15 protein-coding genes are annotated in these 14,730 nt (G+C 35.8%); 2 read left to right on the forward strand and 13 right to left on the reverse strand.

Going from position 1 to position 14,730, the window contains the following annotated elements; all coding sequences use genetic code 11:
- The 11 genes from ACY651_RS06405 to ACY651_RS06455 form a co-directional block, all read right to left on the reverse strand.
- The coding region (locus ACY651_RS06405; RefSeq protein ID WP_462250884.1) for an FAD-binding protein at window positions 1-661 on the reverse strand (661 nt) is incomplete at its 3' end.
- A gap of 191 nt (window positions 662-852) precedes the next feature.
- Complete coding sequence (locus ACY651_RS06410) at window positions 853-1,569, reverse strand: succinate dehydrogenase cytochrome b subunit (protein ID WP_462250886.1); 717 nt, start codon at window positions 1,567-1,569, stop codon at window positions 853-855.
- Window positions 1,570-1,776: 207 nt separating this feature from the next.
- On the reverse strand, window positions 1,777-2,628 hold the full coding sequence (locus tag ACY651_RS06415) for an ATP-binding cassette domain-containing protein (RefSeq protein WP_462250888.1): 852 nt from the start codon (window positions 2,626-2,628) through the stop codon (window positions 1,777-1,779).
- On the reverse strand, window positions 2,628-3,401 hold the full coding sequence (locus ACY651_RS06420; protein WP_462250890.1) for an ABC transporter permease: 774 nt from the start codon (window positions 3,399-3,401) through the stop codon (window positions 2,628-2,630). Before ACY651_RS06420 ends, ACY651_RS06415 begins: the two co-directional genes overlap by 1 nt.
- 9 nt (window positions 3,402-3,410) lie before the next feature.
- Window positions 3,411-5,255: an OmpA family protein gene (locus ACY651_RS06425; protein ID WP_462250892.1), complete on the reverse strand. Its 1,845-nt coding sequence runs from the start codon at window positions 5,253-5,255 to the stop codon at window positions 3,411-3,413.
- A gap of 16 nt (window positions 5,256-5,271) precedes the next feature.
- Entirely contained in the window at window positions 5,272-6,381 is a 1,110-nt protein-coding gene (locus ACY651_RS06430; RefSeq protein ID WP_462250894.1) for a hypothetical protein, read from the reverse strand.
- An 11-nt stretch (window positions 6,382-6,392) separates the two neighbouring features.
- Window positions 6,393-7,082 (reverse strand): zinc ribbon domain-containing protein, encoded by a 690-nt coding sequence (locus tag ACY651_RS06435; protein ID WP_462250896.1) that lies wholly within the window; start codon window positions 7,080-7,082, stop codon window positions 6,393-6,395.
- An 88-nt stretch (window positions 7,083-7,170) separates the two neighbouring features.
- Window positions 7,171-7,734, reverse strand: a complete 564-nt coding sequence (locus ACY651_RS06440) for a hypothetical protein (RefSeq protein ID WP_462250898.1) — start codon at window positions 7,732-7,734, stop codon at window positions 7,171-7,173.
- 171 nt (window positions 7,735-7,905) lie between these two features.
- Complete coding sequence (locus ACY651_RS06445; RefSeq protein ID WP_462250900.1) at window positions 7,906-9,153, reverse strand: T9SS type A sorting domain-containing protein; 1,248 nt, start codon at window positions 9,151-9,153, stop codon at window positions 7,906-7,908.
- Between the two features lie 91 nt (window positions 9,154-9,244).
- A complete protein-coding gene (gene murQ, locus ACY651_RS06450) occupies window positions 9,245-10,090 on the reverse strand; it encodes an N-acetylmuramic acid 6-phosphate etherase (RefSeq protein WP_462250902.1) in 846 nt (281 codons plus the stop codon).
- A 105-nt stretch (window positions 10,091-10,195) separates the two neighbouring features.
- Window positions 10,196-11,041: an N-acetylglucosamine kinase gene (locus ACY651_RS06455; RefSeq protein ID WP_462250904.1), complete on the reverse strand. Its 846-nt coding sequence runs from the start codon at window positions 11,039-11,041 to the stop codon at window positions 10,196-10,198.
- Between the two features lie 126 nt (window positions 11,042-11,167).
- On the opposite strand from ACY651_RS06455, the gene ACY651_RS06460 reads away from it, so the two are divergent.
- Window positions 11,168-12,757, forward strand: a complete 1,590-nt coding sequence (locus tag ACY651_RS06460) for a S41 family peptidase (RefSeq protein WP_462250906.1) — start codon at window positions 11,168-11,170, stop codon at window positions 12,755-12,757.
- Window positions 12,758-13,071: 314 nt separating this feature from the next.
- Here the strand turns inward: ACY651_RS06460 and ACY651_RS06465 are convergent, their stop codons facing one another.
- Entirely contained in the window at window positions 13,072-13,458 is a 387-nt protein-coding gene (locus ACY651_RS06465; RefSeq protein ID WP_462250908.1) for a hypothetical protein, read from the reverse strand.
- 2 nt (window positions 13,459-13,460) lie between these two features.
- On the reverse strand, window positions 13,461-14,273 hold the full coding sequence (locus ACY651_RS06470; RefSeq protein ID WP_462250910.1) for an endonuclease/exonuclease/phosphatase family protein: 813 nt from the start codon (window positions 14,271-14,273) through the stop codon (window positions 13,461-13,463).
- 157 nt (window positions 14,274-14,430) lie between these two features.
- On the opposite strand from ACY651_RS06470, the gene ACY651_RS06475 reads away from it, so the two are divergent.
- Window positions 14,431-14,730, forward strand: a 300-nt coding sequence (locus ACY651_RS06475) for a pyridoxal-phosphate dependent enzyme (RefSeq protein WP_462250912.1), incomplete at its 3' end; no start/stop codon positions are given.

The following is a 14,730-nucleotide window of genomic DNA, read 5'->3' on the forward strand; positions in this document are numbered from 1 at the left end:
CATGACCAAAATGCCTTTCCAATTCGCCGGTTACTAAATTTCTTGCAATAATACCTCTTGCCTTTCCGTCAATCATCACCACATCCAGCATTTCGTGGCGACTGTATTGTGTTACATTTCCCAACGCAATTTGTCTTTCTAAAGCACTATATGCACCTAGCAGTAACTGTTGTCCTGTTTGCCCGGCAGCATAAAATGTACGCTGTACCTGTGTGCCACCAAAACTTCTGTTGCTTAATAAGCCCCCATATTCTCTTGCAAAAGGCACACCCTGCGCCACACACTGATCAATAATATTTGCACTCACTTCGGCCAGGCGGTGTACGTTAGCTTCTCTTGCCCTGTAATCGCCACCTTTTACTGTATCGTAAAATAATCTAAACACTGAGTCGCCATCATTCTGATAATTTTTTGCAGCATTGATACCACCCTGCGCTGCAATGCTATGGGCACGGCGTGGGCTATCCTGAAAACAAAATGTTTTTACTTTATACCCCAACTCTCCCAATGCAGCAGCAGCAGATGCGCCAGCCAAGCCTGTACCCACCACTATTACTTCTAATTTTCTTTTGTTGGCAGGGTTTACGAGTTTTACATGTCCTTTGTAATCTTCCCACTTTGCCTCCATTTCACCTGCTGGTATTTTTGAATCTAAAGCCATATTGTAAATTATGAAACCCCCTCTGTCTCTCCGCCAGTTGGCGGAAGGAAATGATGGAGATTATGTTATAGATCTTGTTTTATATTTTTTTGTTCCAAACAATTGTTTTTCAATTTAGCTTCATTGGTCTGGCATAAGGCGAGACACTCTTGTACAGCATATCTTTATTCAACTAACTAAAACCAAAAACATTATGCAATCCAACCCATATAAAATGCAATGGGCATTGATGCAAACAACAGGCAAATAATTATTGAATACCCTACACCAATTGCTTTTATTATTGGTGTGTATTTTTTATGATTTACACCAAAGGTTTGAAATGCACTTTGAAAACCATGAATTAAATGCCAGCATAACGAAATTACTCCCAACACATAAATAATTACTACTAACAAATTATTTTGAAAAACGTTTTGCATTTCGGCATATAAATTATGCACAGCCTGGCTGTTGTACTCTGCACTTAATGTAGTTTCTTCTAAAGAATGGATACCTGCAATGCCCCCTAACCTTGATGGTGTCCAGAAATGATACAGGTGCAATACTAAAAACAGTAAAATTAAAGTACCCAGCAAGCCCATGCTCCTGCTGTACCATTTACTGTTAGAGTTTGCATTATTAACCGCATATTTAACCGGACGTGCCTTGTTATTTTGGCTCCAGAGCATTAACCCCTGCACAATATGCAACAGTAAAAAAAGAAACAATCCAATTTCCATAGTACGGATAATCAGGTTGCTGCCCATAAAATGACCCCAATGGTTAAAGGTTTCTCCACCATCATTAAAAAAAATCATGGAATTGATACCGCAGTGCACTATTAAAAAAGTAATTAAAAATATTCCGGTAAGCCCCATCGTAAACTTCTTGCCAATCGAAGAAGTAAAAAGCTGTTTAAAAGTCATTGAGCAAAGGTTAATTAGTAAATTTTGGAAAGCAAATTTACGTTACAATCATTCAAAAAAGTGTTTTGTTAAATGTTTTTATGCAAACGATACCGTTTTCTCAGTCTATTTTGATATACAATTGTAAATGTAGCAGAATGCTACCACCACAAATGAAAGTAATAAATTCAATTTTGAATTAAAAGAGTGGAACAGGTGTTCCATATATTACGAAAGTCTAAATTGTTTTTTTATCATGTCAACCAGATCCCTGTGCCCAGCACTAAAATCTTGCCAGGCAAGATCCATTTTTTTTAAATCGTAATAACCAACCAATGTGCCGCCTGGCAAAAATTGCCCCTGAGTATTTTGCTCGTATCCAATTATATAAATTTGATCTGCCAGCTCTACTGCCAGATCAATATCGTGGGTAGAAAAAATAATAGTATTGATCTCATTGCTGGTGGTTATTTTTCTAAAGCTATCCCTTACATCTTCTATATTACAAACATCCAAACCGCTAAATGGTTCATCAAAAACCATAAAGTGGTGAGAGCACAACAATTGTTCAATAATAGCTACTCTTTGTTTTTGTCCCCCGGATAATTGATTGGGCGCAAGGTTACGTTGCTCTTTTAAGCCCCAGTTTTCAATATGATAATTAATGATAGAATTACGTTCTGCTGCATCAATTTTTCCCTGCGCTGCTGCATTTTGTAACATCTGATAAATAGTCTGATTTCGGGAAAGCGGAAAATTCTGTTGTACAAACCCAACATCTCCTTCTTTAACAGTTCTAAAATTACCCTGCTGTTTATAATCTGGTATTTTTATGGTTCCCATATTGGGTTGAATAATACCTGTTATTGCTTTAAAAAAAGTAGATTTCCCTCTGCCCGACCTGCCCAAAACTGCAACGGTTTGCCCCTGTTGCATATTAGCTCTCTGTATATCTTTAATTACAAAAGGTATTTGAGTGGTGCCAATATCACGTATAATAATTTTATTACAATAGGCCACACTTAAATTTTCTACCACCAATAAATCCTCGGCTAAAGTATATTTTGGAGCTATATCCATTATTTTCTATTTCTGTTTACAAGGAACTGATTGATGACAAACCTTAATGCGGCATCAATTAATATGCCTATTAAAAAGATGGTGATTTGTATAGCAAATATTTTAGGAAAATTTAAAGCCCGGTTGGTATCATTTAAAATTGCCCCCATGCCACCAGCAGCTTTGTTCATAGCCTCTACCGAAACCAGCATCATAAAAGTAATGCTCAGGTTCTGCCGTACAATTTCAAATAAATAATCCAGCCTGTCCATTATAACTACTTTCCAAAGCACTTTCCAGTTACTCATTTTTTGCGCTTTGCGGCGTATTATATCTTCTTCGGGTATAGATTTAATCATAACCATTAAAGAATCTATAAAATAAAACGACATAAATATTACCAGTAAAGTGATTTGCAAATTTCGGCCACCACCAGATATTTGTGTAAGAAAAAGCGTAAACCCCTGTATAGGGTTGTATCTTAATTTGGTAAAAAAAGTACCTATTGGTTTAAAAAAAGGAATAGTAGTAGCATAAGCAATTACCGAAGAAAGAATTACACTAATGACCGTAGCTATTAGACAGAGTTTTAAACTGGCTAAAATTTCATAAAAAAAGCCATTGTTCCATAACTGTTTCCATCCGTCCACTACTTCACCAAGATGGGGAAACAAAGTTTTTTCGGGCACCAAAAATATCCATGCAAGTATGAGTAATGATAATTGAAAAAAACCTACTATAGTAAGCGTTCTTTTATCTACATAACTAAAAGGGGTAAATAGTTTCTTTAACATTCATAAGTTTTATTCCGAAAATGAAATTTGCACCCTTCTGTTTTGTGCTTTGCCTGTGGGTGTTGTATTATCCGCCAATGGTTCATCTTGCCCTTTACCATCTACACTAAATCTTTCGCTCGGAAAATTATTCCCCGATTTTTTCATTAGCCATTGTTTTACAGATTTTGCTCTTTTAAAAGATAAATCTTTGTTGGCAGTAGCATCACCCACATTATCAGTATGGCCAACAATACTCACTTTTGCATTTTCGGCAATATTTAATGCATCAAATAATTTTTGGAGCTCTGCTTCTCCTTGTGGCGTAATTTTATCACTGCCTGTTGCAAATTCAATCTTCCACGAACGGTTTGCAAAAACCTCTCCTTTATTTTTACTGTAATCTGCTTTTGCAGTTTGCCCGGCATCTACACCTACCTGCGACAAATATTGCAAATCCACAGCCTCCTCATAAGGTGTAAGGCCTTTTACATTATCCATAAAACCTGCAGGGTTCAAATCTTTTAATACACTCGAAAAATAAGTATAAACAGATTTATAAATGTTGTTACCGCCTCCAATACCAAAATACTTTTTATTGTCGGCAAGATTTGCCATTTGTGTGCCACCTACTGGAATTTGATTACCGGAACTATTGGCCATAGTACTACCACCTGGCATTGCATATTTATACCAGTCTTCAGCAGTTTCACTGCAATCAGTAGCCGAAGCACAAAATACTTTTGGAGATAAATCGCAGGCGTATTTAAACCATTGATCGTGTTGCTTTATTTGATTGGTAGCAGTTAAAGACGCATTTAAAAAATTAGTAACAGCCTGGCTGTTTTCTTTCATCCATTTATCGCAGCCCACCACAACTGTAGCCATTTGATTAGGATATTGTTTGGTAGAAATAATTTTTTGCAACTGTGTATTTTTCACAATATTTCTATCGCCGGGAAACCATGTTGCAGCACCATCAATTTTTTTATCAACCGTTTTGCCGGTTAATTTTCCATTATCGTCTTTTACTTTTAATGTAACACTTCTCTTTGCTATTACTTCATCGGCGGCTTTTAAAAAATCATCATCGGGTGCAGGTATAAAGTTAATTGCATTGGCATCGTAAGTGCCGGGATCAGGATTTACTTTAATGTTATTATCTGCAGCATAACGCACATGCAGCGCCCAGTCGCCATCGCCAATTACCGCCGATACCACCGAACCCTTCATACTTTGCGGATTAGTTTTCCATTCAGCAGGCCCCATCACACAATCTTCTCCCATACTAAAACCTACAATACCTACCGTTTTCAAATTGTATTCTTTTCCGTATGCCTTTGTAATTTGCTCATTCATTGCAGCAATATAGGCTGGAAAACCGTCACCCATCAGCGTAACAAAATGTACACCTGTTGAAGGGTTTTTATTGCCGGCTGCATAATCTTTTATAAATGCCAGTTGCTCCCTCTTCATATCACTTACCGAATTGTTGGTAAGCATTTTTAAATTAACATTATACTTTTCCATTAAAGAGCCTTTAGCAGTTTTTAAACCGCCGTTAGCTGCATAGATACCTGCGTTGCCAAACCAAACCCAGTTCATCAACCTCACTTCGGGTTTACCACTCATTTCAGCAAACTCAATATCATTTACATCGGGTACAGGCAACATTCCCGTGGCATCTTTCGAATCCACTACATCGTTACCAATATCAGATTTTTTAATTTCTTTAGAGGTGTCTGTTTTTAAACCTGGAATTAAATCGAATTTACTTGCGGCCCAAATGCCTGCTACAATTGGTGCAGCAATTATTAAAGCTTTCACCGGCCAGCGTAAGCCTGCCCAAAATGATGGTTTAGTGTCGTATGCCATATTAAATGTTGGTTTATTAATCTAAAATATTAAATCCTTTATCAGGTTTTTGTTCGTTTGTTAATTCATAATTACTGTCAGCCATTTCACTAATATTCAATGTTTCTAACCGGCCATTATCAATTTGTTTTACAAAACTTTCTAAATCGGATTGAGAAACTGTAGAGCCTAATGTGATGGCCTGATTTTGATCTAAAAAATCTAAGTTACTCCTTATTCTGCCAATATTCTGGCTTATCAAAGAAGTAGCTGCATCCATTGCCTGCTGGTATTTCCAGCCATCTTTTATTTGAAAAACTTCGGCCAACCCTTCTGTAGCAGATGTCATTTTACTTGTAGCCTCTAATTTTTTGCTAACAATAGTTATGGTACTTCCCATTGCGTTTACATATATACGGGAGGCCGATTCATTATCTTTTAATACTTCTAAAACCCTTGCAAACTGGTTGCCGTATTGTGTATATTGGCGGGCATTTTGTTCGCTGGCTTTACCTTCTTCCATTCTCAAGGTTGCATTAACCCTTGTTTCTTTAGCATCTCTTTTACTTGCATTTGCTTTCTCGTTAAATCCTTTTGTCTCTAATTCTTTGGCTTCCTTTTCTAACCTTGCAGCTTCCTCTGTTAAACTCCTTACCTGTGAATATTTTTTGTCCGCATCTTCTTTTGATCGTACCGCTTCATCAATCATGTTAACCCTTACACCATCAACAGAAGCAATTTTTTCTCTTACTTTTTTTAAAGTGTCTTTTGCATCTATATTTAACAACTCCAAAGTTTCTATTGGGTTTCTTCTTACCAAACTTTTTTCTCCTTTAAACAAAAGTATCCTGCCGGCATTGTGTAATAAAGAAATTATTTTTGGATAAAGCATTAGTAACACAACTATTACTATAGATAACCCTATAAGCCATACCGTTTGTTGTGCATATAAAATCAACTTAGGCAATGCTTTAAAAAAAGCAAAGGAACCTCCTATTAATGCGATCCAAAAAAACAAAGAAGCAATTGTTTTTTTACCCTGCGGCGATTTAATTACAGCGGGTAGCTGATTACCAATTACCTGAAAAATGGGTAACTGCGTTAACTCCGCCGGTAAACTTCTCTTGTCAATTGTTTGTTCTGCCATTTTTTATTTTTTTAATTGATGTTTGCTTTTACAGTTTCTAAAACGCCTTTAATTTCGGCCACTACAACATTCAATGCATTAACGCCGGATTGTATTTTACCCTCGATACTTTGAATTTGTGGAGCATATTTACTATCCGCATGATTAAGTTTGGTAGTTGCCTCTGTTAATTGAGTGGAGAGTAATTGTATTTTGTTTTCTAAATCTTGTTTTTCTCTCTGCAATTGTTGCTTTTCGTTTTGCAAAGTAACTGTCATTGCTTCTCTTTCATCCCGTTTTTTCTGAATGTCAGTATTAAGTTTACTTTGCAATTCGGCACAGTAAGCTTCGCCGGTATTTAAAACAGTATTTTTATCGAGCCCTAATACTTTTAAAGTAGTAAAAGCATTTTGTAAATTAGTAACATTTACGCCTCCCATTGCTTCAGAAGCATTCCATAATTCAAAAAAATCTATGCCTGGCTTATTCATCGATTCTAAAAGCGAATAAATTTTTTGTACCATATCTTCGCTTGCCACATTAGTAGTAATTATACCCGAATTATTTGGTGTAAAAGAAGTTGGTGTATTTTTGAAAGATTGCTGAGCTGCAGCCGGCTTGGTTTCTTCAGGCTTTACTGCATCTAAATAATCTTCAGTAAATACCATTTTTTTTAACCCGCTGAAAATTCCCGAAAAGCCTGTTTTTTTTTCATCTGGCATAGAAGCAGTTTTTTAGTAAGTGTAGTTACAAATATAGTATTAATTTGAAATAAATATTTACAGGTTTTCCAACTAAGTCTTTATTGCCTTAATCTAAATACCTAATCATTTCACTGTCTATTTTTTGAAAAACCATATCCGGTTTCAACGTTCGCCATTGTGGAAAATCCATTAAACTGATGTAATTGGTTAAACGGGCTTTTTTAAAATCGTACTGGCTTTGCTCCGGCATATCTATTATTACCACCCAACCGCCATCATCCTGTACCTGTTCCCGCCACTCTTCGTAATAGCTGTCGTCGCTGCTGTGAAAATTTAAAACATTCTCGGCAATGATGATAAATTTGGTAATACCCTTGGCATATAAAATATCTGTAACATCCCGCCGTAAACTCATGATATCATTTTCAATCGCATCATTCCACTCGCCTATTAATTCTATAATGGCATAATTCTGTTCGTAATCAACAAACAAAATTTTCATATACAATGTTTTGCTGCCAAATTCATCCCATTGCGGATGAATATAATAATTATACACTGTTTGGCTAAATTCAAATTCGCTGTACGTTCTGCCGTAAAATGGCGACAGTTCATCTTCTTCAGCGGCATATAAATGGCGCCAGTTAAAATATGGTTCTATATCCTGCAATTACTTATTATTTATTTTTTGAAAGAAAGTATAAATGCAAAGTTTAAAGAAATGAATCTATTTTACCGCAATCGCATCAACTATTTTTTATGGCTGAAAGCTGGAGCTTGCAGGTACAAAAAAGAGGTTGCCGTAAAACGACAACCTCCGTACTTAATAACCATAATGTTTTTATTGCACCACTATACGTTCTGTAAATATTATTTTATTTGCTGCATCGGTAACTTTTACCAGGTACATTCCTTTTGCAATAGCCCTTAACAACTGTACGCTTTGCGATTGTAATTTAGAAGAAACAGTAACCCTTGTTGTCATTACAACTTTACCGGACAGATCAGATAATGCTACAGTATATTGTCCAGCTTTTTGTCCATCAAACAACACCCTGAATTCATTTGAAGTTACAGGGTTAGGAAAAACCCTTGCATCGCCGTTGGAAATTGTAATTGGTGAAACATACGGTACCCCAAAACTCTTTTTTGCATCGGCTTCTTTTTGAAATAATAAATTGCAGTTGGCAAGGTCGGATGCATTATAAGTTTTATCCGATCCTTCCATTTTAACGGCATTAAAATCATCCAGTTTAAATTTATAATAACCGTCAAAGCTGTTAGCGCTGCTTACCACAATATTTTCACTTTCATCAACAGCGGCACCATTGGTGGTAAAGTTAGCAGGTAAATTATTTATTGTTCCAAGATGTGTAGTGATCCTTGTATCAATATCTACTTTAAAAACCTGGTGTGCTGCAGATATTACATACAATTTACCATAAGCATCTGCAACCATATCGCCACCCCAGCTGGTACACCTGTTATGAATTGAAATACCATTCTTGTTACTCTCTGCATCAACCAAATTCCCTAAATCGGTAATAACAGTTTTTTTACCGGTAGTAAAACGTATCAGGTGATTACCATCATTTGTAATGGCATAACCATTACCGTCAGCCGCAATATCCATACGGGTAATGTGGTTAGCTTCGTCCTTTAAATCTAATGTATTAAGCAATTGAGTTTGTTCAGTGTAAAATTTTTGGGCATCGCCTTTGGCATTTAAATCTACCCAGCGTAATTCACCAATTCTCATAGGAGTGAAAAATAATTTATCATGTCTTTTATCGTAAGCAGCAGCGGCAACCATTGTAGCAGTTGGTGCAGCATCGTTGAATTTAATAATGCCATTCATTGGATTAATCACTTGCTTTTTTGTAGCCGCATCCAGCATTACAAAAGCAGTTTTATCTCTTTGGTATATTTCCCGGATTACTTTGCCCGTAGAAATATCTACCTGGCGAATGTTCATCCATGCAAAGCCGCCATTGCCATCGCCTGTTATAGCATATGTTTTGGCATCCTGTGCCATTGCTGCAAATGAGCTAACAATAAATGTTGTGGAGAGTAAAATTTTGAAATTCATATGAGTAGTTTTGAAGTTAGATATGTAAATTAAGAAAAATGCATAAATTTTCCTACATTTTTTTATACACGGTAAGTTGGCGGGGGTTTTATTAAGAGAAGGCCTCGATAGCTTTTTTAACGCTCCCTTTCTCCATCAGCATTTGTTTTGCTGCTTCATAGTCGCTCAGGCTTAATTTTTCCATCAGCATCTTAACACCTCTGTCCACTATTTTTTCGTTGGTTAACTGCATATTTACCATCTTATTATCTTCTACCCTGCCCAATTGTATCATCACCGAGGTGGAGATCATATTTAATACCAGTTTTTGTGCGGTACCGCTTTTCATCCTGGTGCTGCCGGTTACAAACTCGGGCCCAACTACTACTTCAATGGCATAATCCGCAGCGTGACTTACCGGGGCATTTAAGTTGCAGCAAATACTGCCTGTAATAATGTTATTTTCTTTGCATTTTTCCAACGCATTAATTACATAAGGCGTGGTGCCGCTTGCTGCAATACCAATTACTACGTCTTTACTATTAATATTATGAGCCATTAAATCTTTCCAGCCCTGTTCAATATCATCTTCGGCATATTCCACTGCTTCGGTAATTGCTTTGCTGCCGCCAGCAATTATGCCCACTACCAACCCATAAGGCACACCATAAGTGGGCGGGCACTCACTTGCATCTACAATACCAAGCCTGCCGCTGGTACCGGCGCCAATATAAAAAAGACGGCCACCCATCAGCATTTTATCTGCAACAATATTTACGAGTGCCTCAATTTGAGGTATTACTTTGGCAACAGCTGCCGGCACAGTAGCATCTTCTTTATTAATATTAGTAAGCAATTCTGTAACCGTCATTTTTTCTAAATGACGGTAATTACTTTCCTTTTCTGTAATTCTTTCAAATGCCATACCCAAACCCAAAACGGGCTTTATAGACTTCAATTTTTGCAATCGTTTTTATTGCAAAAATTTTGCCTGGTTAAAAAATAATTATTCAAATATAAAAATATTTCAAACTACACCTCTTATATATTTCCCTTCTTGAATTCAGGAAGCTTTGTGATATTTTATCAACCCGTCCATTGGTTTTTTTAATACCGTCCCTAATTGCAATTCGTAACTGCTGCACATTTCTTTAAGCACATCTTTAAATCCAAAAGCCACACTGCCAATAAAATTAATGGGCAACGTCCAGCTTTCCCTGTATTTGTAAATATGATTAAAGAAAAAATCATTAAAGCCATCTTCAATAATATTTTCAACCATATAGTGCCCCCTGTTTTCGGCTAAAAAAATAGTAAAGTTGGCCAGGTAGCGGTTGGGCAATGGTTTTTTATACACCGCTTCCAGTATTTCATTATTATTGGTATTAAATTTTGCTTTAAAGCGGTCCATCAAATCTTCATCAAAAGTATTGTATAAAAAATATTGAATTACTTTTTTTCCAAGGTAAGCGCCACTGCCTTCATCACCCAATACATAACCCAGGCCCGGACTGTTTTTGATGATTTTTTTACCATTATAAAAACATGAGTTGGAACCGGTACCTAAAATACAGGCAATGCCTTTTTCTTTACCGCATAAAGCTTTAGCAGCTCCCATCAAATCATGATCAACCGAAATTTTTGCTTTTTTAAAAACTTTTTGTATAGCTTTTTTTACAAGAATAACATTGTTGGGGTTGCTGCAACCCGTGCCATAAAAAAAAACTTCGTCAGGCTCCACCTGCTTCATTTTAGTTTTTAATTCCTGCTCCAGTATTTTTTGTATTTGTTCGGTAGATAAAAAGTAAGGGCTTAACCCCTGGGTATAAAATGTTTTTTTCTTTTTTCCGTCAATCAGGCACCACTCTGCTTTAGTTGATCCGCTGTCTGCAATTAATTGTATAGCCATTTTATCTTTTGAAATTGTTATTGAAGTTAAGGGTTTTTGGTTTAGTGTTTAGAGGTTTAGCCGTTTAGTGTTTAGTTTTTATTCTGTGTTTCTGTGCGGCTGTGGCAAATAATTTATCTTCGCAAAATGAATAACAAAAAAGTACAGGTTTGGTTGCCGCTTCTTTTTAGTATAACAATGATTGCAGGAATGTACCTCGGCTACAAAATGAGGGATAATATGCCCGGCAAAAGTTTTTTCTTTTTAGAGAAACGCAGGCCCATACAGGAGATAATGGATCTTATACAAAATAAATATGTAGATGATGTAAAAGCTGATGCACTGGCCGACACCGCCATAAAAGCGCTGCTGGGTAAATTAGATCCCCACTCCGTTTTTATACCGGCAGAACAACTGCAGAGTGTTAATGAAGACCTTGCCGGAAAATTTTATGGCATCGGTGTGGAGTTTAACATTTTTGATGATACCATTAATGTTATAAATGTTTTGCAGGATGGCCCAAGTTTTAAAGCAGGCTTGCAAACAGGCGATAAATTTATTAAAGTAGAAGACAGTTTGGTAGCAGGCAATAAAATTGATGGAGATAAAATAAGAAAATTATTACGTGGCGACAGGGGCACAAAAGTTAACATTACTTTTTTACGTGGTGCAGCAATAAAAAAAATTACCATTACACGAGATGCAATACCTCTCACCAGTTTGGATGCCAGTTATATGATAGAAAAAGGAGTAGGTTACATAAAACTGAATAAGTTTTCGCAGCAAACTTACCGTGAGTTTATGGATGCACTTATGGCTTTAAAAAAACAGGGTTTACAAAAACTTATTTTAGATTTAAGAGGTAATGGTGGCGGTGTATTAGATGAAGCTGTAGAAATTGCAGATGAATTTTTGCCGGGTGATAAATTAATAACTTATACCGAAGGAAAACATGTTGCCAAAAAAGAATACCGCTGCCGCAGAGAAGGACAGTTTGAAACTGGCGCATTGGTTGTACTGGAAGATGAAGGCACCGCAAGTGCCAGCGAAATATTAATTGGTGCATTACAGGATTGGGACAGGGCCACTGTAATTGGCCGCCGCAGTTTTGGAAAGGGCCTGGTGCAGGAGCAATTTGATTTAAGCGATAACAGTGCATTGCGTTTAACTGTTGCAAGATATTATACTCCTGTTGGCCGCAGTATTCAAAGGCCGTATGCCAATGGTGGTAAAGCTTATTACGAAGAAATAAGTAACCGTTACCACGATGGCGAAACACAAAGCGCCGACTCTGTAAAAAATGATACTACTAAAATATTTAAAACTGCCGGCGGTAAAAAATTATATGGAGGCGGTGGTATTACGCCTGATTATTTTGTAGCCTTAGATACCAATGGATTTAGCCTTACTGCTGCAAGACTGTATTCAAAAAATGTAGTGAGTAATTTTGCCTATACCTTTTATTTACAAAACACTCAGCAGTTTAAAAATTATGCTACGCCTTCGGCATTTATAAAAAGTTTTATTTTTACTGAAGATAACTGGAAACAATTGGTAAGTGCTGCAGCAAAAGATTCTGTTAGTTTAAGCAATGTATTACCGAGAGAAAAAACAGAAATTGTAAGCCGCATTAAATCCTCCATTGCACGGCAGGTATGGCGCACCGAAGGAATGGTGGAAGTATTAAATACTGATGACACTGCTGTAAAAAAAGCATTGGAAGTAATTGCAAAATAAATTTAAAGGGTATTTAAACAAAAAGGTTATAGTTTTTTTAAACTATAACCTTTTTAATTTCAGAGGTTAGTAGGCTTTCACAGGATGATGGATAGAGTGCTTGATTGGTAATGTAAAGTTGAAAATAAATTATTTGCTAAAAGGTAGTTAGCAATATCAATGTGGTGTAGTATATATTCTAATTAATTCTTTCTAAAAAATATTATCTTAAAAAAAATAAAGTATGAATAATATTTTAAAATACACAAAATATTATTAATGCTTTAGAGAATAAAGCCATTCCACTTTGGAATACCGAAGAAAAAATAATCTAATTATTCAACAGCTTGAGAATATAAAGTTCGGATTATTTTTAAAGTGGTAGTTGAGTTAAAAATTTCTATGAGTTTCTCTACAAATTGCGGTTCGTCATCTATAGGAAATTGGACTCCATCTAAACCTATTACTAAGGGGTAAAAAATTACTTTATGCCTTACATAAAATAAAGAAAAATTATAATTGTTTAAGGCTGGTACATATATCTTGAAAAACTGGATCAATTCCTGAGAACTCGTAGAAGAAGAGCTTGTTTCAACTTTTGCAGATAAAACATTTTTGGTTTTTTCGTTTAAAAAATTAGCTTGTTCTATCATTATGGTTTTGGGGCTTCTAATTTTTTCTATCTGCCCGAATTCTGGCCATAAATCATTTGCTTCTGCCATGGTTAAAAATTTATTGTGAATTTTATTGGTAAATGATCTGAAAACAATCCTGAATTTGGTCTATTATTATTTCGAACAAAATTATTTACCCCGTCTGTTGTGATTATTTCCAAGCTAGTTTTATCAAAATTAGAAATAATTTCTGGTCTTAAAAGAACTTGATCGAAAATATTCCACTGATATGAAACTAATTCCGAACTCGGATAAAAATAAGTGCCGGCAGGTTTTGTCATTAAATCGCCATATAGAGACCACATTGGATTATAAAAATAACGATAATGTGAACCTTGAACTACCCTGCCCGAACCCAAAGCTATATCTTCTGACATGGTAGCATTAAAACCATTAGCCTTTATCATGCCTTTTTCGAAAGGGTTCATATTAAAATCCCCGACAACAATATTTTTAGATAAGCCACTTTCTATCTCAGTTGCTTCAATTTGTTTTATAAGAATTGAAGCCATTTCTGATTGACTTTCATTCGAATGATTCGATTTATCTATATAATGTATAGAAGTAAGTAAAAATTCTTCTTGTGCAGGCAAACTAATCTTCCTTATTGTAAATCTAACTGATTCACTTACAGGAGGAATAAAATCGAAATGAAATTTAGTAAAAATTTTAATTTTTGTACAATTGCTTAAAGGATTCGGTGGATAGTAACTGCTTTCATTTATATTTAATTTTAGAAGTAAATTATTGTCGTTAACTGAAGATTCTGCTAATATTAAAACATCTGTAGAATATTTTTCACATAGCAAGGCTATGTTATCTGATAAATCTTTGCCATTTATATTCCAAAATAAAAAATTCATACTTTACAGATGACAATATTACTTAATTGTACTTTAATAATAACCTGAAATAATTAAAATACATGGTTTCCATAAATACAACCAGATATTTGCTGTTTAACTGTGGCTTTTAAAACTCTAAGTCCTTAATCTTACCTTTGCGCCAAAACTAAAAACCATGTGGCTCAATAATATTTTGGAAACTATTGGAGATACTCCCCTTATCAAACTAAATAAAATTACAAAGCACCTGCCCTGCACAGTATTGGCAAAGGTGGAATACTTTAACCCCGGCAACAGTATTAAAGACCGTATGGCTTTAAAAATGCTGGAAGTGGCCGAGCAGGAAGGAAAAATAAAACCCGGTGGTACCATTATAGAAGGCACCAGTGGCAATACCGGAATGGGTTTAGCATTAGCTGCATGTGTAAAAGGGTACAAATGTATTTTTACCACCACCGATAAACAATCTAAAGAA

The sequence above is a fragment of the Ferruginibacter sp. genome, assembly GCF_031391665.1.
In the GTDB taxonomy this organism is placed as follows: Bacteria; Bacteroidota; Bacteroidia; order Chitinophagales; family Chitinophagaceae; genus Ferruginibacter.

What these genes read in the sequence shown, in the direction of transcription:
- ACY651_RS06410 (WP_462250886.1), bottom strand. Translation starts at nt 1,569, where the DNA reads ATGACTTTTAAACAGCTTTTTACTTCTTCGATTGGCAAGAAGTTTACG.
- ACY651_RS06415 (WP_462250888.1), bottom strand. Translation starts at nt 2,628, where the DNA reads ATGGATATAGCTCCAAAATATACTTTAGCCGAGGATTTATTGGTGGTA.
- ACY651_RS06420 (WP_462250890.1), bottom strand. Translation starts at nt 3,401, where the DNA reads ATGTTAAAGAAACTATTTACCCCTTTTAGTTATGTAGATAAAAGAACG.
- ACY651_RS06425 (WP_462250892.1), bottom strand. Translation starts at nt 5,255, where the DNA reads ATGGCATACGACACTAAACCATCATTTTGGGCAGGCTTACGCTGGCCG.
- ACY651_RS06430 (WP_462250894.1), bottom strand. Translation starts at nt 6,381, where the DNA reads ATGGCAGAACAAACAATTGACAAGAGAAGTTTACCGGCGGAGTTAACG.
- ACY651_RS06435 (WP_462250896.1), bottom strand. Translation starts at nt 7,082, where the DNA reads ATGCCAGATGAAAAAAAAACAGGCTTTTCGGGAATTTTCAGCGGGTTA.
- ACY651_RS06445 (WP_462250900.1), bottom strand. Translation starts at nt 9,153, where the DNA reads ATGAATTTCAAAATTTTACTCTCCACAACATTTATTGTTAGCTCATTT.
- ACY651_RS06455 (WP_462250904.1), bottom strand. Translation starts at nt 11,041, where the DNA reads ATGGCTATACAATTAATTGCAGACAGCGGATCAACTAAAGCAGAGTGG.
- ACY651_RS06460 (WP_462250906.1), top strand. Translation starts at nt 11,168, where the DNA reads ATGAATAACAAAAAAGTACAGGTTTGGTTGCCGCTTCTTTTTAGTATA.
- ACY651_RS06465 (WP_462250908.1), bottom strand. Translation starts at nt 13,458, where the DNA reads ATGGCAGAAGCAAATGATTTATGGCCAGAATTCGGGCAGATAGAAAAA.
- ACY651_RS06470 (WP_462250910.1), bottom strand. Translation starts at nt 14,273, where the DNA reads ATGAATTTTTTATTTTGGAATATAAATGGCAAAGATTTATCAGATAAC.